The following is a 19,184-nucleotide window of genomic DNA, read 5'->3' as shown; positions in this document are numbered from 1 at the left end:
TGCCCGTTGGCCTGCCCCTTGCTATCACGCATCACCCGAGAGGACCGACACAGGACCATAGAAAATGCGCGCAGAGACCCAGAACCACGTGGAAAAGATCGAGAAATCGCTCGACCTGCTGGCCCAGCGCATGGACTGGGGCACCGCTCAGCACCGGCTGGAAGAATTCAACGCCCGTGTCGAGGACCCGAACCTCTGGGACGACCCGGCGGCGGCGCAGAAGCTGATGCGCGAGCGTCAGCAGCTGGTCGATGCGATGGAAACCTACTCGGCCATGAAACAGGACCTCGCCGACCAGATCGAGCTGATCGAACTGGGCGAAATGGAAGAGGACGCCGAGGTGGTCGCCGACGCCGAGGCGGCGATTGCGTCGCTGGTGGACAAGGCCGCCAAGAAGGAACTCGAGGCGCTGCTGAACGGTGAGACCGACGGTAACGATGCCTTCCTGGAAATCAAGGCGGGCGCGGGCGGCACCGAGGCCTGCGACTGGGCCCAGATGCTGGCGCGGATGTACGTCCGCTGGGCCGAAAAACGCGGTTTCGAGGTCGACCTGCAGGAAGAGCAGGCCGGGGCCGAGGCGGGCATCAAATCCGCCACCTACCAGATCAAGGGGCCGAACGCCTATGGCTGGCTGAAGTCCGAGAGCGGCACGCACCGGCTCGTCCGCATCTCGCCTTTTGGCAAGGGCACGCGCGAGACGAGCTTTGCCGCCGTAGGGGCCTATCCGGTGATCGACGACAATATCGAAATCGAGGTGAACCCGGCGGACATCCGCATCGACACTTTCCGGTCGTCGGGCGCGGGCGGCCAGCACGTCAACACCACCGACTCGGCGGTGCGGATCACCCACGCGCCCACGGGGATCGTCGTGACCTCGTCCGAAAAGTCGCAACACCAGAACCGTGACATCGCCATGAAGGCGCTGAAATCGCGCCTCTACCAGCTGGAGCTGGACAAGCGGAACGCCGAGGTCAACGCGCTGCACGAGGCCAAGGGCGACGCAGGCTGGGGCAACCAGATCCGGTCCTATGTCTTGCAGCCTTACCAGATGGTCAAGGACCTGCGGACGAACTACGAGACCGCCGATACCTCGGGCGTGCTGGACGGTGACCTTGATCCTTTCATGGCGGCGACGCTGGCGCTGAACGTCGCGGGCAAGAGCCGCGCGGACGCCCAGGCCGAGGACTGATCGCGTGGCGGGGTGATACCCGCCAGACCATGATCACGCGGGCGCCTGGTGGCGCGGTTGGAGGGGGCTCTGCCCCCGCGCCTGCGGCGCCCCCCGGAGATATTTTGAGCCCAAAGAAACATGGGCGCGAGCCCTTTGGGCCGCATCACTGTGTCGGCTGGCGTGGCGGCTGACATGAGCCGGACCAGCGGCTGTCACCCTGGCTGGCAGTGGAGATGCGCGTGCGGAGGAGGTATTTCCGTCGTCTGTCTCCGTTGTTGACGCTGGCGATACATATACCGTTTACTGCATGTCGTGACGCAGGGCAGAGCCCGGGAGGAACGCCATGCCCGATACCCCCAAACCCGGTGTGCCCGAACTGGGTCCGGTCGACCCGGCGCTGTTGAAAGAGGCGCTGCGGCGCGGCTGGAGCGATCTGCGGCGCGCGCCGGGCTTTGCCGTGCTCTTTGCCTCTGTCTATTTCCTCGGCGGCTGGTTCATGACCTGGATCACCTGGATCACCGGACAAAGCTATTGGCTGGTCTTTGCGGCCATCGGCTTTCCGCTGATCGCGCCCTTTGCTGCCGTCGGGTTCTACGATGTCAGCCGCAGGATCGAGCAGGACCGGCCGCTGGACTGGATGCAGATCCTGAGCGTGGTGAAACGCTCTGGCGGGGGGCAGTTGCCCTGGCTGGGGGCGGTGGTGTTGGTGATCTTCCTGTTCTGGTTCTTTTTGGCGCACATGATCTTTGCGCTGTTCCTGGGTCTCTCGACGATGACCAATGTCTCCAGCTCGCTGGACATCTATTTCACTGCCAACGGGCTGACAATGCTGGCGGTGGGGACGGGCGTCGGTGCGGTCTTTTCGATCGTGCTCTACATGATCTCGGTTCTGTCGCTGCCCATGCTGCTGGACCGGGACATCGACTTCGTGACCGGCATGATCACCTCTTTCACCTACGTGCAGAAACACCCGGTGACGATGTTCGCCTGGGCGGTATTCGTGGCGGCGGTCACCTTGGTGTCGATGCTGCCGGGGTTCCTGGGGCTGTTTATCTCGCTGCCGCTCTTGGGGCACGCGACCTGGCACCTGTACGACATGATCGCCTATGGCACCCGGCACGAGGCCGGGGCGCATGTCGTGGCCTGAGAGGCGCCCTACAGCGCCTCTCTGCCCTGTCCTCAGGCCTCGCGCCCCTCGGCCTTGAGTCGCGCATGCAGCGCCGTGGCGCGCCTGTCTCCCAGCTCCAGCGCGAAGACATAGGCATGGGTGAGGTAGAAACAGGCGGCATCCATATCGTTGACCGTCTCTGCCGCCTGGGCATAGAGCCCCACCAGCGCCGGACGGTCGCCGGCCTCATGCGCCGCAAGCAGCATGTCGTCCAGCGCCTTCATTCGGCGGCGTCCGACAGGCTGCGATGGGTCTGGATCTTGGACGCCACCCAGTCATGGAAACAATGAGTGGGGCTGTCCATCGCCGGAGAAAAGCGGCCACCATCGAAACCCGAGGCGTAGCGCCCGCGCTGCATGCCCTCGACGACAAAGATGTCTTCCTCGAAGACGGTCTTCCAGAGTTGCGTGTTGCGTTGCCGCAATCCGCTGTCGGTCTTGGGCTGGGAGTAGTAGAGGTGGATGTGTTCGACCGTCTTGCCGGGCCCCTCGGGCAAGAGGACGATGGCAAAGGCCTGGTCGCGGTGCACACCCAAAAGGACGTTGGGATAGGCGGCGATGTATTCGGCGGCGGTGTCCCACTTGTCCGAGATGCCCTCGAAATCGGGGAAGGGGTCGCCGTTCTCGTTGGTCACCTGGCGATAGACCAGCGTGCCCTGGCCGGAATAGGCGCCGGGTTCCTCGATGTTGTAGTGATCCTCGAGCCGGGAATAGGAGTTCAGACCGGGGTGCACCCAGGGCAGGTGATAGCTCTCGCAGAAGTTTTCGACCGCGAGTTTCCAGTTGGTCTGGACCTCCATCGTGATCGTGCTGTCGGCGCCGCCGTGGTAGAGCGGCTTTTCGAATTCGGCCCAGCGGGTCATGACATCGCTCATGGCGTCTTCGAACTCTGGCGCGTCGCCAGAGACGTTGATCCAGACCACGTCGCGCCAGATGTGACTGCGCACCTCGATCAGGCCCAATGTGCTGCGGTCGATCGCCTCGTGGGTGTTGTGGCCGGGGCCGCCCACGTGCGGCGTGCTGACGAGGCGGCCATCGGATCCGTAGCACCATGAGTGATAGGGGCAGCGGATCGCGCCCTCGATCTTGCGGGCTTCCTCGACCAGGATCATGCCGCGGTGGCGGCAGATGTTCTGGAACACCCGAACGGCGCCGTCACGGCCCCGCAGCAGCAAGAGCGGCATCCCGAGGAAGGTGATCGGCTTGGCATCGCCGTTTTCCGGCACGTCCGCGGCCACGGCCAGACCGGCCCACTGGGAAAGCAGCAGAGCTTCGCGCTCTTCTGCAAAGACGGCCGGGTCGATGTAATGCGCATTGGGCAGGCCATTGGCCTGGGCGACGGGACGGCGGACGCTGTCAAGATCGGTTGGGGCAATGGTCATGGGAAAAGCCTTCTGCTGACGTGGATTGGAGTCCGCGTTAATTGCGGAATACGCTCTTGTCCCAATCAAAGCCGACACGGATTGTATCAAAACGACCTTGGATGGCGCAGACGGCCTCTAGACGAAGGGGGCGTCGGGTTTCAGCAGATTGCGCTGGTAGGTCAGCAGGTCGGATTCAAGGCAGAAGCCGGAACTGCGGGCCGCGGGCAGGACGTCCTTCATGCTGTTTCCGAGGTATTCATAGACCAGGCGCTCAACCCGGCGTCCGGCGACATTTTCGCGGACGGTGCGGGTCACATAACCGGCCCAGAAATTGTTTTCGAAAGAAGGGATGCGCGCAAGGTAATTGAAAGAGGAGGTGATCGAGCCGTGCCGGCTGACCAGGGCGGCAATCCCGTCTTCCTGGGGGATCACGGCGCCACGGAATTCGCGTGTGGCGGGGTCGGTGTGCAAGCCCTGCTGGCGCATGGCATCCTTGGCTTCGAACCCCTTGAGAAAGGTGCCCTGGCGGTTGCGGAAGACATAGATCAGTCCCCGCACGAACATGTTTTCGTCCAGGAAACTGCGCCGTGCGAACCGATAGAACCCGCTGGGAAAGTCCTCTTCGGAGACGGGCCGCGTGGCGCCGCCCAGGAAATCCGAGATAGCCGGGTTGTTGAAGATGCTGGCGTTGCTGTCACTGATGTCGCCAACGGGTTCCAGCAGGATGCGGGCGTCGACGTTGAAATAGGAGCAGATCCGATGCAGCACGTCCGGTCGCGGGAAGCTCTCGCCGGCCAGGTAGCGGTTGTACTGGGTCCGGTTGATCCCCAGCTCGCGGCAAAGCGCCGAAATCGACGGCGCGCGTTGTGACAGCTGTCTCAGGTTGGCGCCAAGCATACTACGGAGTTCGGACGGTGTTGGGCCTCGCTTGGTCGAATTTGTGGCAAGTTTCTCCGCCATGATGGTGCGATCCTGTCCCGTAGTGCCTTTGAAGTGCAGCATTTTAGCCTTTTGATCCGAACCTGTGACGCTACCTGGTGCGGTTTAGCGTCAGTAGTGATGCTCATTGGCGCCAAAAGTGACGTCTTGCGCCACAAAAATCAAGAAGGCGACACGGAAAATAATCTGTCGGCTTGGAAAGGATTCCTTCACCCTGAACAGGCGACCATCAGTGGGTGTACTTATGCAAGATCAGATGTTTGGCGTTGTTTTGTGGGCGGATGCCAGTGACAGCAAAGCTGTGATCTGGTGCGAAGACCACGGAAATCTCGCTTACTACACAGCAGCGGAGCAGAACGTGCACGACGGTCTGGGCCTCGATGCCGGGGACCTGATCCAGTTCGACCTGCGCGAAGAGCGGGACGTTCGCAGGGCACGTAACCTGCGTCGTGTCGATGCGGGCTTTGCCCCGGCCATCGTTCACGAGCTTAAAACCCGTGGCCCGGCCAAAACCGCGCCGGCGGGCAATGTTGTCAGTTTTCCGGAGGCGCGCCGCGCCAGCTGAAACGGCTGGCCGGGATCTGGGTGATCCGGGCCATGCCGAACAGGACCTTCAGATCCCGCGCGCCAAGGCGGCGACACCGGTCCGGGCGACCTCGGTCAGGCCAAGCGGCCGCATCAGGTCGGCAAAGGCGTCGATCTTGTCCGGCGTGCCGGTCAACTGAAAGACAAAACTTTCCAGCGTTGAATCGACGACATGGGCGCGGAAGATATCCGCGAGGCGCAGCGCCTCGACCCGCTTGTCCCCCGATCCGGCAACCTTGAGCAGCGCCAGTTCACGTTCGACGGATTTTCCCTCGACCGTCAGGTCGTGCACTTCGCGCACCGACACGATGCGGCCCAGCTGAGCCTTGATCTGTTCGATCACCTGCGGGGTGCCGCTGGTGACGATGGTGATCCGGCTCAGGTGGCCTTCGTGGTCGACCTCGGCCACGGTCAGGCTGTCGATGTTATAGCCACGGCCCGAAAACAGCCCGATCACGCGTGCCAGCACGCCCGGCTCGTTCTCTACAAGCACGGCGACGGTATGCGTCTCCTGCACGTCCGAGAAATTCGGGCGGAGGTTGTAGGCGGAGTGCTTGCTCGAGCCTTTCTTGATCTTGAGTGCTGACATCTCTGGGCCTTTCTGAGGAGTGCCGGCCCGCCGGGCGACGGGCCGCGAAAGGTGTAGCCAAGAACGACGGCTTTGACCAGAAGAGAGCGGCCCAAAACGCGGCGCCTCCGGCATTTAATGGCCTGTCAATCGTTTCACGCTACGCCGGTTTCGCCGCGCTGCGACTGTAATGCCCATCAGAAGGCCGACTTGATGCCGGACACGGACACCGACAGGGAGAAAGACGCCAGGATCTGGTCGGACGTGATCCACCTGATGCCGGCATGGACATGGCAGGCGGATGCCAATTTCAGGCTGCGCTACGTGAACATCCGCCATTCCGGCCTGCGCATGACCGCCGACGAATTGCTGGGCCTGCGCATCCTGTCGCCCGAAGGCCAGGATCAGGATCAGGCGGGGATCGACCGGCTGATGCAGGTCATGCGGGACCAGCAGGAGATCCGCAGCCTCAGCTACGAACGTGTGCTGGTCAACGGCAGCCGGGCGGTCCTGATGGACAGTGCCGTGCCGCTGCACGACGCCGACGGGGCGTTTGCCGGCTATCACGGCATCACGCTGAATATCAGCGATGTGCTGCAAAAGGCCGAGGTTGCCGATTCCCTGATTGCCGGATTGAACCGCCGGACCGCCGCTTTGGAACAAAGCCTTGTCGCCAAGGCTGCCGAACTGACCGAAACCAACCGCCTGCTGACGGAAATCGTCGAGGGCATGGGCGAGGGGTTGCTTGTCACCAGCGGCACCGGGATCGACGATCCGGAAAACCGCATTCTGCGGGTCAACGCCGCCTATCTGCGCCTGCACGGGCTGGGCAATGGCGATGTCCCCGTCGGGATGCGGATTCGCGATCACATCGACCAGCTGATCGGCTGGAACAAGGCAACGGGCGACGAACAGTTCCACCTTGAAGTGCAGGAAATGCTGGCCGCCGGGGAAAAGGTGATGCTGCGCATCCCGGATTCGGGGCGGAGCTTTTACCTGCAGGCCACGCCGCGCCCCTCGGGCGGGCATGTACTGGTCCACACGGACATCACCGATCTGCGCAACCAGAACGCGGCGCTGCGGGCGGCGCGGGATGCGGCGGATGTGGCGAACAAGGCGAAGTCCAGCTTTCTTGCCAACATGAGCCATGAGATCCGGACCCCGATGAACGGCATCGTCGGGATGGCGGACCTGCTGACCGAGACCGAGCTCAGCGTCGAACAGGCCGAGTATGTCGCCACGATCCGCAGCGCCGCACTGGCCCTGACTTCGCTGATCTCGGACATCCTTGATTTCTCCAAGGTCGAGGCCGGTCGGCTGGAGATCGAACAGGTCCCTTTTGCCCCGGCATCGCTGGTCGAGGACGTGCGTCACCTGCTGGTGCCGCTGGCCGGACAGAAAGGGTTGGGCCTGCGCTGCACCGTCGATGCGGATGTGCCCGGGGTTGTGGAGGGCGATGCGCTGCGGATCCGCCAGGTGCTGATGAACCTCATGGGCAATGCGATCAAGTTCACGGTGGCGGGCGAGGTGTCTCTGCGCCTGTCGCGGGTGACCACCAGTGGCGGCATGCTGCGCTTCGCCGTTTCCGACACGGGCATCGGTATCCCTGCGGGCCGGCTTGCCGCGATCTTTGACCCTTTCGAGCAGGTCCACCAGGGCCGTGATCGCGCCTTCGAGGGGACGGGGCTGGGCCTGAGCATTTCAAAACGGTTGATCGGCGCGATGGGCGGAGAGATTTCCGCGCGGTCGACCCTGGGGTTGGGATCAGTCTTTACCGTGGATCTGCCCTTGTCCGCGGTTGCCTCGGGCAAACCGCTGTCGGAACCACTGGCCCTTGCACAGATGCGGCTGGACGGGATTCGCGTGCTGGTGGCCGAGGACAACCGCACCAACCAAGCCGTCGCACAGAAACTGCTGGAGCGGCGGGGCGCCGAGGTCACGCTTGCTGACAACGGGCGCGCGGCGGTCGAACTCTTTCATCCCGACAGGTTTGATCTTGTCCTGATGGACCTGTCGATGCCGGTGATGAACGGGTTGGATGCCACCCGGATGATCCGCGAGACCGCCCGGTTGCGGGGTTGGCCCCATCGTCCGATCATCGCGCTGACTGGCAATGCCTTCGAGAAGGATCGCGAAGATGCCCGGGCGGTTGGCATGGACGGGTTCCTGAGCAAACCGGTGCGCGGCTCGACCCTGATGCAGGCCATCGCCAGGCAGCTTGATACCGGGGACGGGACCCGGGTCGCGGGCTGACCCCGGACCTCTTCAGAACCCAAGGAGCCGCGGCGAGGCAAAGCGGCGGAACGCATAATACAGAATGACAGGCCCGATCAGCCCCGCTAGCGTGCCCAGCACCAGGTGCACCGTCGCATCGGTGGTGAATTTGAACAGGACGATCCTTGTGGCCGCGGTAAACAGCGTATGCGCCAGGTAGATGGGCATCGAAAGCTGCCCCAGCCGTTCCAGTACCCGGCCCAGGCGACCGCCTTGGCCCTGCGGCCCATTCATCATGACAATGAAGCAGAGCGAGAGCAGTGCCGCGACCACCTGAAACCCCAGAACGGTTTCGGGCAGGGCAAAGCTGATCAGCTGCACCACGAGGAAGACGGTCAATGCCTTCAGCGCCATCGGCAGGCCCGAGGGCAACGGCGGTTGCCGCGCCAGCCAGACACCCAAGAGGAAAATCCCCAGGTGCAACGCGGCATTTACCGTCAACGGTCCCAATGGCAGGCCGGGCAGCGAGACCAGCCCGCCGGCACCCAGCGCGAGGACCAGCCAGAGCCAGGCCGGGCGGGGCTTTTCTCCGGGCACGGCGACAAGCAGGCCCAGCATCTGGATCAGGAAGAGCGCCCAGAGGAACCACAGGTGATCTCGCGGCGGCAGGGGCCAGACCAGCAGACCGGACAGCCCTTCCGGATTGTTCGCGGCCCCACCGGCCAGAAAGCGGAAGCCAGCAAAGATATAGGTCCAGAGAAGCAGCGGCCAAAGCAGGCGGATTGCCTTGTCCTTCATTCCACGGAGCAAGGGGCGGCGCCGGGCGGAGGCCTCGAAGGTGACGCCGGACAGCAGGAAGAAGAGCGGCATGTGGAAATTGTAGATCAGCGTTTCGACGGTGCGGAACTGGACGTCTGGGATCAGAATCCCCGCCGCCCGCGCCCCGATCCAGGCATGGCCAAAGACCACCAGGATGATCCCCGCCCCCTTGGCGCGGTCCAGCCAGTGCAGGCGGCGCGCCGCGTCGCTCATCCCGTCACCGGGGTGCGGGCGTTTGGCCCTGCCTGCCGCACAAGCCGTTTCCGGCAGGCAAGCCACCGGTGAGAAAATGCTCTGATGAAGGGTCGTGTCACGTCCATGATGGCCCGGGTATCGCCTGAAATTGTCGAAATTGCGCCGCGAAAACGCTCTGACGACGGTTTCGGCAAGCCGGTGTCGCCCTGGCAACCACAACGCAGGGGCAAGGCGCAAAGAAAAACGCGCCGGCCCCAAGGCCGACGCGTTTCTGTTCTGTCAGGCGATGCGGGATCAGACCAGCACCGCGCCCTTGCCGGCAATGGCATTGGTCGCATTGGCTTCGCCGAGCAGCATCTTGTTGTGCGGCTCGCCCGACGGGATCATCGGGAAGCAGTTTTCGTGCTTTTCGACGAGGCAATCCATGATCACCGGCCCGTCGTACTCGATCATTTCCATGATCGCATCGTCCAGGTCCGCCGGGTCCTGGCAATGGATGCCCTTGGCGCCAAAGGCCTCGGCCAGCTTGACGAAATCGGGCAGCGCTTCGGACCAGGAGTGCGAATACCGCTCACCATGCAGCAACTGTTGCCACTGGCGCACCATGCCAAGGCGTTCGTTGTTCAGGATGAACTGCTTGACCGGCAGGCGGTACTGCACCGCCGTGCCCATTTCCTGCATGTTCATCAGCCAGGACGCCTCGCCCGCGACGTTGATGACCAGCGCGTCCGGATGAGCCACCTGCACGCCGACAGAGGCCGGAAAGCCATAGCCCATGGTGCCCAGACCCCCGGAAGTCATCCAGCGGTTGGGATCCTCGAAGCCCAGGTACTGCGCGGCCCACATCTGGTGCTGACCGACCTCGGTGCAGATGTAGCGGTCATGGCCCTTGGTCAGCGCCTCCAGCCGGGCCAGCGCGTGCTGCGGCTTGATAGTGTTTTCCGAGGGCTTGAACTTCAGGCAATCGACCTTGCGCCATTCCTCGATCTGCGACCACCATTTCGACAGCGCCTCGCGGTTGACCTTGCGGCCGCGCGATTTCCAGATCTTCAGCACGTCTTCAAGCACATGGCCCACGTCGCCGATGATCGGGATGTCGGTCTTGATCACCTTGTTGATCGAGGACGGGTCGATGTCGATATGCGCCTTGTGCGAATTCGGGCTGAAGGCATCGATGCGGCCCGTGATCCGGTCGTCAAAGCGCGCACCCACGTTGATCATCAGGTCACAGCCGTGCATCGCGAGGTTGGCCTCGTAGAGGCCGTGCATGCCCAGCATCCCCAGCCAGTGACGGCCCGATGCGGGATAGGCGCCAAGGCCCATCAGCGTCGAGGTAATGGGAAAGCCGGTGGCATCCACCAGTTCGCGCAACAGCTGGCTGGCCGCGGGGCCAGAGTTGATGACGCCGCCGCCGGTATAGAACACCGGGCGCTCTGCCATCTCGATCGCCTCGACCAGGGCTTCGATCATCTCCATGTCGCCCTTGACCTGCGGCTGGTAGTGGCTGACCGAGGTCTTGGGAAGGCCCTGATACTCTGCGCTGGCGAACTGGACGTCCTTGGGAATATCGACCAGCACCGGGCCGGGACGGCCCGAGGTGGCGACATGGAACGCCTCGTGGATGGTCGACGACAGCCGCGCGGTGTCCTTCACCAGCCAGTTGTGCTTGGTGCAGGGACGGGTGATGCCGACCGTGTCCGCCTCCTGAAAGGCGTCAGAGCCGATCATGAAGGTCGGGACCTGCCCGGTCAGCACGACAATCGGGATCGAGTCCATCAGCGCATCGGTCAGGCCGGTCACCGCGTTGGTGGCGCCGGGGCCCGAGGTGACAAGGACAACACCGGGTTTGCCGGTGGCGCGGGCATAGCCCTCTGCGGCGTGAACCGCGCCCTGTTCGTGACGAACCAGGATGTGGCGGATGTCGTTCTGCTGAAAGACCTCATCATAGATGGGTAGTACAGCGCCGCCGGGATAGCCGAATACCGTGTCCACGCCCTGGTCCTTGAGGGCCTGAACCACCATTTTCGCTCCGGTCATCTGACGTGTCATCGCATTGTTCTCCGTTCACGACACTGTACGTTTGCGCACAAAAAAGCCCCCGAGGGTCAGTTCGGGGGCGCATGGGGTCCTGGAAGGGTTCCGGATTACCGGCCCATGCGCCTTTTTCCTACAATTACCACTAGCGTGGACATGCCCGAGGCTCCTTTGCATTGCGCGGGGACCCTATGGCGCGAAACTCGAGGCGTCAACCGCCGAAGTGGAAGAAAGCAAATTTCATCCTGGGGCGCGCGGACTTTGCGAAAATTTCCCGAAACGGATGGGCGCACATTTGGTGACCCATGCAGAAATGCGGTGCGCATATGCGCAAAACGGGAATTGTCGGTGGGGCAGGGCATCTGGCAAAGCGTCCCCGACAGATCAGTTCGGGTGAAGAAAGCCATGTTGCGATCACGGAAAGTCAGGAACTTCACTGCGGTCAAGGCCCTGTGTCTTGCGCTATGCATTGCCCTGGGGCTTGGCCTGCAGGGCGGGCACCACGACAAACGGACCAGCCTGACAGAGGCAGGCATGAGTGCGCACGGGACCGGTTGACGGAATTGCAACAATCGCGCGCGGCAACGTGAGTTGTGCAAAGCCGGGGCATCGGCGATGCTGAGGGCGCATCAGGAGGAGACGAGGGTCTCGACATGAAAAAGAACATTTTTTACCGCGATTTCACGATCTGCAAGGCCGTGGCCCTTGTGGCGCTGATGGGTCTTGCCGCGGCGCTTGGCGGCGTGCCTTCCAACCACGTCGCAGAGGCACAGCCAGAACTGTCCAAGCCGCAGGTCATCCCGGCGGCGGTCTACAAGTTCTGGGAGGAATGTGACCGCGAAAAGATTGGTGTCAGTCTCTGACACCACGGGTGGCTTCGTCTTGGATGAAACTTGGCACGATCACAGGTTCGCGCCCGTTCCCTGCAAGACCCCGTGTTCCAGAGCATAGCGCATCAGCGCGGCGGTACTGCTGACACCCAGCTTGCGCCGGATGTTCTTGCGGTGCGTCTCTACCGTGCGCACGGAAATATCCAGCGCGACCGCCACCTCCTTGTTCGATATGCCCTGCGCCAGTTGCAGCAGCACCATCTGTTCGCGGTTGGTCAGCTGCTCGCGTTCCTCGCCGCGCGGCGCCAGCGCGCCTTCGGCCCCAGGACAAAGGTATTGCGCGCCCCCCATGACAACGTCGATGGCGCGCTTGATCTCGTCGGTAGGCACGTCCTTCAGGACATAGCCCCGCGCGCCGTGGCTGAGCGCGGTCGAGATATATTCGGGCGAGTCGTGCATCGACAGGATCAGGATGCGCGTGGCCGGACGGCGTTCGAGGATCATTTCCGTCGCTGACAATCCGCCAAGGCCGGGCATGTTGAGATCCATCAGGATGACATCCGGCGACAGGCTGTCCAGCTGGTCGATCATGCTCTGACCGTCCGACAGCGTGGCGATCACGTCGATGTCGTCATAGCTTTCCAGGATCGCCTCGATCCCCTCGGCGACCATCGGGTGATCATCGACAACAACGACTCGGGTGGGGGCAGGGGTCATGCGCGGGCTTTCGGTTGGGGGGCGGCGCTTTCTTCGGGTGGCAGCAGGTGGGTCAGAGGCACCTGCGCCTCGATAACCGTGCCGTCGCGGGACGACAAGATACGCAGCGTTCCGTTCAACTGGTCCATGCGTTCCTGCATGTTGCGCAGCCCGATCCCCCGCGCGGTGCCGGGTGCGTCACGCATCCCCGTTCCGTTGTCGGCGACGCGCAGGGTGGCGCCGGCGCGGTGGCCCCGGATGTCGATGCTGACGTGGCTGGCGCCGGAATGGCGTTCGATGTTGGTCAGGGCCTCCTGCGCGATCCGGAACAGCGCGATCTTGGCCTCCTGGTCCAGCCGGTTGCGAAAGACGACGGTGGTGAATTCCGTCTCTATGCCGGTGCGCTGGCGGAATTCCTCGGCCAGCGCCTTGATGGCGGGGCCAAGCCCCAGGTCGTCCAGCACGCCGGGGCGCAGGTCGCGGCTGATGCGGCGGACCTCGTTGATGGCCTGGCCCAAGTGGTCGGCGCCCTTGGCCAGGGTTTCCTCGGCCCGGGGATCGCCTGCGGTCACGCGCCGCCGCGCGATGTCCAGTGCGTATTTCACGCCGACCAGGATCTGGCTGATCCCGTCGTGCAACTCGCGCGCCACGCGGCCGCGTTCCTCTTCCTGGGCATCCAGCACCCGCTGGGTCAGCTGTTTCAGCTTGGCATCCGCCAGCCGCCGCTCACGCAGGTTCAGAACCAGCCCCGAGACAAAGACCAGCAGCAGCGCCCCCAGCGTGATGGCCCCGATATAGATGAAGTTGCGCTGCACACGGGCCTCGACCTCGGCCCGCGAGGCGGCGACGCTGCCCAGGACATCGTCGATGAAGACGCCTGTCCCCACTGCCCAACGCCAATCCTGCAGGCCAAGCACATAGGTCACCATGCGGCCTTCTTCGCCGGTCGAGGGTTTGGGCCAGAGATGATCGACATAGCCCGCCCCCTGACGGGCCGTTTCGATGAACTCCTGCACGACAAAGGTGCCCTCGCTGTCGGTGAGGCTCCACTGGTTGGTGTTGATCATGTGCGTCTGGCGCGGGGACACGAGGTTCTGTCCGTCGTAGTCGTAGACAAAGAAGAAGCCCTCTTCGCCATAGATCATCGCGGCCAGGATCTGCAGCACCTGCGTCTTGGCATCTTCATCGTCGGGCGCGGCGGAGCCGTAGACAAAATAGAACCCGTTGCGTGCCTGGGTGACGTAATTGCGCAATTCGCGCTTCTTGGCCTCAAGAAGCTGCGTCTCCAGGCCGTGGATCTCGCGCTCGGCCAGGCTGCGGGCCTGCTGGGCCACCAATAGCGCAATGGCAGAGACCGCCAGCACCAGCGGCAGGCTGGCCAGCAGAAAGAGCTTTTGCCCGTAGGTCAGACGAAAGCGCGCGCGCATGGGCCCAGAAAACCACAAGCCCGGGGCAATGGGAACGCCCCGGATATGTGCCGCGCGCAGATGCGGGCGACGGGGGGCGTTCGCAACGCGCCCGCTTTCCGTACGGGAAGCCGTTTTTCCTGCCTGTCTCCGTAGCACTGGGTATTCCCAAGGTCAGAAACAGTCCCTAGGGTGCCCGCACTCAAACCGATCCGCGCGAGGTGGGGAGCCCCGTGCAGAAACAAAATCTGGGAGGATTTCAATGGATCGTCGTTCTTTCCTTCGCAACTCGACCCTTGGTGCCGGCGCTGCTGCCGCCTCGACGCTGGCCGCCCCGGCCTACGCGCAGGGCAAGCGGACCCTGACCATGGTCACCACCTGGAGCCGTGGCCTGGCCGGTGTGCATGACGCCGCCGAGCGTGTTGCGACCATCATCACCGAAATGACCGACGGCCAGCTGACCGTCGACCTCAAGGCCGCCGGCGAACTCGTGGGCGCATTCGAGGTCTTTGACGCCGTGACCGCGGGTCAGGCCGACATGTACCACGGTGCCGATTATTACTTTGTCGGTCAGCACCCGGGCTATGCCTTTTTCACCGCTGTGCCTTTCGGTCTGACCGCACAGGAACAGGTGAACTGGTACTACTTCGACGGCGGCATGGAGCTGCACGACGAACTGGGCTAGATCTTTGGTCTCAAGTCGTTCCTGGGCGGCAACACCGGCGCGCAATCCGGCGGCTGGTTCCGCAACGAGATCACCGGCCCCGAGGATTTCAACGGCCTCAAGTTCCGGATGCCCGGCCTTGGCGGCCAAGCCTTGGGCAAGCTGGGCGCGTCGGTCCAGAACATCCCCGGCGGCGAAGTCTACCAGGCGCTGTCCTCCGGCGCGATCGACGGCACCGAGTGGATCGGTCCCTGGGCGGACGAAAAGGCCGGTTTCCAGGAGATCACCAAGATCTACTACACCGCCGGTTTCCACGAGCCGGGCGCAAGCCTTTCGGTCGCCACCAACCGCGACGTCTTTGACAGCCTGTCGCCGGCGCACCAGAAGATCGTCGAGATCGCCTCTGCCGAAGCGCACCAGTGGAACCTGGGCCAGTTCCTGTCGGCCAACGGTGCGGCGCTGCAGCGTCTGCAATCCTCGGGCGTGACCATCCGCGAGTTCCCTGACAGCGTCTGGGACGCCTTCGGCAAGGCCTCGGCAGAGGTCCACGCAGAGAACATGGGCGACGACCTGTATAAGCGCATCCACGACAGCGCGATGGCCTCGATGAAGTCGTCCTCGGCCTGGATCAAGACCTCGTCGGGCACCTACGTCGCACAGCGCGACCGCGTGCTGGGCTGATCCCGCACCGATCACTGGAAAGGCCCTTGCTGCGCGGGGGCCTTTTCGGCATTGGCGGGCGGTTCTTACGACTGTCCCGCCGTCGCGCCGCGCAGGTGAGGCGTGGCGCCTGGTGATACCGGCCTGACAGCCGGACCGATAATTTTGGGGGACATGATGGAAGCAGAGGCCGCGACGGGCTCGTTCTTCGGCGCCATCGGCGGGTTCCTGGTCTGGGTGGCGGAAAACATCGCCCTGGCCTTCTGGAACCTTGGCTATGCGATCACGCATCCGATGGCCTGGCTGGACTGGTTGAGCTGGGAGAATACGACGGAAGACAAGCAAGCGGTGATGCGCTTCGTCTACTACGGCGCTTCGGTCGAGTTCTTCTTTGTGGTTTTCACCTTCTTCCTGGTGATCTTTCTGGCCGGGCTCTACAGCAACCGGTTCCTCTGGGGGACCGTGCGGGTGCTCGAGGGCATAGCCAATACCGTCGGGCGTTTCTTTGCCTGGGCCGGCCTGATCATGGTGCTGCAACAGGTTGTGATCGTCTTCATGCAGCGGATCTTTGCCCGGCCCGACATCTCGCTCGGCTTCGGCATCCCGGTGCAGTTCGATGTCTCGTGGTTCGCCGAAGAGCTGAAGCTGTACAACGCGATGGTGGTCGCGCTCTGCCTGACCTACACCTTCGTGCAGGGCGGGCATGTCCGTGTCGATCTGGTCTATTCGGCGGTCAGCCACCGGGTAAAGCGGATGATCGACATGTTCGGGTCGCTTTTCTTCATGCTTCCCGTGGCGACGCTGATCTGGATGTACGCCTGGTTCTTCATGTGGCGCCACCTGATCGTGCCCAATCCTTCGGCCTCGGACGGGCTGGACCGGCTGCTGCTCAAGGCACGCGCGGTGCGCTGGAACATCGAGACCATCGGTTTCAGCCCCAACGGCTTTAACGCCTACTTCCTGTTCAAGATCCTGGTTTCGGTCATGCTGGCGCTGATCTTCATCCAGGCCTGGACCTTTTTCTATCGCTCGTTCCTCGAGTGGAAGGAGGGCGAGGACTCGGCGGGAAAACACCTCGACTACGACCAGCTTGAAGCGGGCGAAGAGCCCTACGACCACGCGGAATTCTGAGAGGCAGGCGCATGTTGTTTGGATTGGATGGCGTCGAGATCGGCCTGATCATCGTCTTTCTGACGCTCTTTTCGGCGATCCTGTCGGGCTTTCCGGTGGCCTTTGCCATCGGCGGCGCGGGGATCATTTCCTTCGGGATCATCGCGGCCCTCGACAGCGGGGGGCTGCTGATACACCAGGCCATCGACACCAGTTCGGAGGCCTATAACGCGCTGCTTGCCAGCGGCGCCAATGAAAATGCGATCTCGATCTTCCGAAACCCGGAATTGCCAAGGGTCGAGGTGCCGGTTTTCCCGCAGGGCTGGGAAACCGCGATGGACAGGAACATCTCTTTCATCGTCAACCGGATCAACGAACGGGTGATCGCAGGCCAGTCGATCGAGACGCTGCTGGCGGTTCTGATGTTCGTCCTGATGGGCATCGTTCTGGAACGCTCGAAGATCGCCAACGACCTCCTGACCACGATGGCGCGCGTCTTTGGCCCGCTGCCCGGCGGCCTGGCCGTCAGCATCGTCGTCGTCGGCGCCTTCCTCGCGGCTTCGACCGGGATCGTTGGCGCCACCGTGGTGACGATGGGCCTGCTGGCCCTGCCCACCATGTTGCGCAACAACTACGCGCCGGAACTGGCGACCGGGGTCATCGCGGCCTCTGGCACGCTGGGCCAGATCATCCCGCCCTCGATCGTGATCGTGCTACTGGGTACGCTGGCAGGTGATCTCTATTCCGCGGCACAGGAAGACCGGGCACAACTGGCCGGCTGTTCCGACGCGCTGACCTTCCTGGGTGAGCCGGCGGTGGTTTCGGTGGGCACGTTGTTCCAGGCGGCCCTGTTGCCGGGTATCCTGCTCGCGCTGCTCTACGCGCTCTATGCCTTCGGCTACGCGATGCTGAACCCCTCCAAGGCGCCTGCGGTCTCGCTGGGCGAGGGCGAGGGCGAGCCCATCACCCGGGGCGAGGCCTTTACCTGGTTCCTGGGGGTTCCGATCGCACTGATCGCGGGCACGATCCTGCTGGCAGAGGTCGGCATCGTCGGCAGCCAGTCGGTCAAGGTCGATAGCTTCTCGGAATCCGGCGAGTCCGCTTCGCTGCGGACCAGTGTCTCTGACCAGTGCAAGGCGTCGATGATCGACCTGCACGGGCAGGCGGCCTGGGACAAGGCGGTGGCCGAACAAGCCGAGATCGACGCCCAGGGCGGGGCCCAGCAGAGCACCCGGTTGAGCGACGAGCGCATCGCCGAACTGCAAGTCGAAAAGATCGCCAACGCGGCTCCAATCGGCACCGGTATCGCGACGCTGGCGGTGATCTTCGGCCTGATCCTGGCCGTGGCGCGGGGCGTTTCACCCTCGTCGACCCCGCTGCCGCTGCAGATCGGGGCGGTGGGGATCATCCTGGGCCTGGTGGTGGACATCCTGCTGATCGGACCGACAAGTTCGTCCATGATGACCGTCGTGCTGATGGTCCTGCCCTGGGCGATCACGATCTACGGCTGTGTCTACGCGATGAAGCTCTTGTCCAAGAACGAGCTGTTGCGCGTGGTCTTTCCGCCGCTGGTCCTGATCGTCGCGGTTCTGGGCTCGATCCTGGGCGGCATCACCAACCCGACGCCTGCCGCGGCGCTGGGGGCGGCAGGGGCGATCATGCTGGCCGCCTACCGCAAGCTGTCGGAGGAGGACAAATCGCCCAAGATCATCATCTGGTCGACCCTCGCGGTGATCCTGATGATCCTGACCGGCGTCAACTTTGACCTGCGGGTCAACGTCGAAGAGGTCAGCGGCGCCACCTGGCTTGCCTTCCTCTTTGCCTATGCCTGCTGGCTTTATGCCTTCTTCGGGCTGCTGTTCAGCTGCTGGGTGCTGTTCCGTTCCGGGGTGCTGACACCGGCGGTGCGGGAAACGGCGAAGGTGACGTCGATGGTCTTTACCATTCTCGTTGCGTCGCAGCTGTTGAACCTGGTCGTGATCTCCTTCGGGGGTGAGGAATACATCCAGGACTTCCTGCGCAGCTACGACGATCCGCGCACGGCCTTCATCATCGTCATGATCATCCTGTTCATCCTGGGCTTCGTGCTCGACTTCCTCGAGATCATCTACATCGTGATCCCGATCGTCGGGCCGGTGATCTACGGCGCGCATTTCGATCCGAAATGGGTGACGATCATGATTGCGGTCAACCTGCAGACCTCCTTCCTGACACCGCCGTTCGGCTTCGCGCTGTTCTACCTGCGTGGTGTCGCCCCCAAGGAGGTCACGACGGGCCATATCTATCGCGGGGTCATCCCCTTCGTCCTGATCCAGGTCGTCGGTCTGGCGATTCTGGCGTTGTTCCCGGGGATCGTGACCATCGTGCCGTCGCTCCTCGGTCACTGACCAGGGACGACACGCCGAAACGGGAAAGGGCGGGCCATATGGCCCGCCCTTTCCCTGTCTGCTGGACTGCGCGGATGGGGGAGCCGTCTAGTCGCCATCCTCCGAGATCATGGTGCCGATCTTGGCCAGTCGCTTTTCCAGCTCCGCCGCCAGGATAAAGGCCGAAGAGGCCGCCGTCGCCGCTGCATCGCGCGCCAGCGAATAGCCCAGATGTTCCAGCAAGGGCACGGTCACCTCGCGCACGACATGGATTCGCGTTTCCAGGTCGTAGGCCTCCAGCGCGTGCAGGATATTGCGCAGCTGATCTTCGTGAGATGGCATCCGATCGGTCCTCTTGCAGCTTTTCCCGGGACGGGTTTTACCGCTTGGTCAAAT

16 protein-coding genes and 1 pseudogene are annotated in these 19,184 nt (G+C 63.3%); 8 read left to right on the top strand and 9 right to left on the bottom strand.

The features are described 5' to 3' along the window. The first annotated feature begins 64 nt into the window (after positions 1-64). Together prfB and KZZ07_RS07375 are read left to right on the top strand one after the other, a co-directional pair. The gene (gene prfB, locus KZZ07_RS07380; RefSeq protein ID WP_219513220.1) at positions 65-1,189 is read left to right on the top strand and encodes a peptide chain release factor 2; all 1,125 of its coding nucleotides are present in this window, start codon (positions 65-67) and stop codon (positions 1,187-1,189) included. A 325-nt stretch (positions 1,190-1,514) separates the two neighbouring features. After that, on the top strand, positions 1,515-2,318 hold the full coding sequence (locus tag KZZ07_RS07375; protein WP_219513219.1) for a DUF2189 domain-containing protein: 804 nt from the start codon (positions 1,515-1,517) through the stop codon (positions 2,316-2,318). Between the two features lie 32 nt (positions 2,319-2,350). Here KZZ07_RS07375 and KZZ07_RS07370 read toward each other — a convergent pair whose 3' ends face one another. The 3 genes from KZZ07_RS07370 to KZZ07_RS07360 all read right to left on the bottom strand — a co-directional run bounded on the left by KZZ07_RS07370 (position 2,351) and on the right by KZZ07_RS07360 (position 4,599). Next, positions 2,351-2,563, bottom strand: coding sequence for a hypothetical protein (locus KZZ07_RS07370; RefSeq protein WP_219513218.1), 213 nt, complete (start codon positions 2,561-2,563; stop codon positions 2,351-2,353). Beyond that, the gene (locus KZZ07_RS07365; protein ID WP_219513217.1) at positions 2,560-3,720 is read right to left on the bottom strand and encodes an aromatic ring-hydroxylating oxygenase subunit alpha; all 1,161 of its coding nucleotides are present in this window, start codon (positions 3,718-3,720) and stop codon (positions 2,560-2,562) included. The genes KZZ07_RS07370 and KZZ07_RS07365 overlap by 4 nt, the downstream gene beginning before the upstream one ends. Positions 3,721-3,837: 117 nt before the next feature. Continuing rightward, positions 3,838-4,599, bottom strand: a complete 762-nt coding sequence (locus tag KZZ07_RS07360) for a helix-turn-helix domain-containing protein (RefSeq protein ID WP_219513216.1) — start codon at positions 4,597-4,599, stop codon at positions 3,838-3,840. A gap of 286 nt (positions 4,600-4,885) precedes the next feature. On the opposite strand from KZZ07_RS07360, the gene KZZ07_RS07355 reads away from it, so the two are divergent. Continuing rightward, positions 4,886-5,206 carry a hypothetical protein gene (locus tag KZZ07_RS07355; RefSeq protein ID WP_219513215.1) on the top strand — a complete coding sequence of 107 codons (321 nt, stop codon included), beginning with the start codon at positions 4,886-4,888 and terminating at the stop codon, positions 5,204-5,206. 48 nt (positions 5,207-5,254) lie between these two features. Here the strand turns inward: KZZ07_RS07355 and ilvN are convergent, their stop codons facing one another. Beyond that, positions 5,255-5,815, bottom strand: coding sequence for an acetolactate synthase small subunit (gene ilvN, locus KZZ07_RS07350; RefSeq protein WP_219513213.1), 561 nt, complete (start codon positions 5,813-5,815; stop codon positions 5,255-5,257). 192 nt (positions 5,816-6,007) lie between these two features. Here ilvN and KZZ07_RS07345 point away from each other — a divergent pair, with 192 nt between their 5' ends. After that, a complete protein-coding gene (locus tag KZZ07_RS07345) occupies positions 6,008-8,047 on the top strand; it encodes an ATP-binding protein (RefSeq protein ID WP_219513211.1) in 2,040 nt (679 codons plus the stop codon). A gap of 12 nt (positions 8,048-8,059) precedes the next feature. On the opposite strand, the gene KZZ07_RS07340 is transcribed toward KZZ07_RS07345, so the two are convergent. Both KZZ07_RS07340 and KZZ07_RS07335 read right to left on the bottom strand, forming a co-directional pair. Next, a complete protein-coding gene (locus KZZ07_RS07340; protein ID WP_219513209.1) occupies positions 8,060-9,040 on the bottom strand; it encodes an acyltransferase family protein in 981 nt (326 codons plus the stop codon). Between the two features lie 276 nt (positions 9,041-9,316). Next, positions 9,317-11,071, bottom strand: a complete 1,755-nt coding sequence (locus KZZ07_RS07335) for an acetolactate synthase 3 large subunit (RefSeq protein WP_219513207.1) — start codon at positions 11,069-11,071, stop codon at positions 9,317-9,319. A gap of 638 nt (positions 11,072-11,709) precedes the next feature. Here KZZ07_RS07335 and KZZ07_RS07330 point away from each other — a divergent pair. After that, positions 11,710-11,919, top strand: a complete 210-nt coding sequence (locus KZZ07_RS07330) for a hypothetical protein (RefSeq protein ID WP_219513205.1) — start codon at positions 11,710-11,712, stop codon at positions 11,917-11,919. Positions 11,920-11,958: 39 nt separating this feature from the next. On the opposite strand, the gene KZZ07_RS07325 is transcribed toward KZZ07_RS07330, so the two are convergent. Together KZZ07_RS07325 and KZZ07_RS07320 are read right to left on the bottom strand one after the other, a co-directional pair. After that, complete coding sequence (locus tag KZZ07_RS07325; protein WP_219513203.1) at positions 11,959-12,603, bottom strand: response regulator transcription factor; 645 nt, start codon at positions 12,601-12,603, stop codon at positions 11,959-11,961. Further along, a complete protein-coding gene (locus KZZ07_RS07320; RefSeq protein WP_219513201.1) occupies positions 12,600-14,009 on the bottom strand; it encodes a cache domain-containing protein in 1,410 nt (469 codons plus the stop codon). Before KZZ07_RS07320 ends, KZZ07_RS07325 begins: the two co-directional genes overlap by 4 nt. A 241-nt stretch (positions 14,010-14,250) precedes the next feature. On the opposite strand from KZZ07_RS07320, the pseudogene KZZ07_RS07315 reads away from it, so the two are divergent. From KZZ07_RS07315 to KZZ07_RS07305, 3 genes and pseudogenes are all read left to right on the top strand, one after another. Continuing rightward, positions 14,251-15,333, top strand: a pseudogene (locus KZZ07_RS07315) (TRAP transporter substrate-binding protein). A 156-nt stretch (positions 15,334-15,489) separates the two neighbouring features. Further along, the gene (locus KZZ07_RS07310) at positions 15,490-16,443 is read left to right on the top strand and encodes a TRAP transporter small permease subunit (RefSeq protein ID WP_219513420.1); all 954 of its coding nucleotides are present in this window, start codon (positions 15,490-15,492) and stop codon (positions 16,441-16,443) included. An 11-nt stretch (positions 16,444-16,454) separates the two neighbouring features. Further along, positions 16,455-18,809 (top strand): TRAP transporter large permease subunit, encoded by a 2,355-nt coding sequence (locus tag KZZ07_RS07305; protein WP_219513200.1) that lies wholly within the window; start codon positions 16,455-16,457, stop codon positions 18,807-18,809. 87 nt (positions 18,810-18,896) lie between these two features. On the opposite strand, the gene KZZ07_RS07300 is transcribed toward KZZ07_RS07305, so the two are convergent. Beyond that, positions 18,897-19,130, bottom strand: a complete 234-nt coding sequence (locus KZZ07_RS07300; RefSeq protein ID WP_219513199.1) for a hypothetical protein — start codon at positions 19,128-19,130, stop codon at positions 18,897-18,899. Positions 19,131-19,184: the final 54 nt, after the last annotated feature.

It is taken from the genome of Mameliella sp. CS4 (assembly GCF_019392335.1).
In the GTDB taxonomy this organism is placed as follows: Bacteria; Pseudomonadota; Alphaproteobacteria; order Rhodobacterales; family Rhodobacteraceae; genus Antarctobacter.
This window is presented reverse-complemented; position numbering and strand designations above follow the sequence as displayed.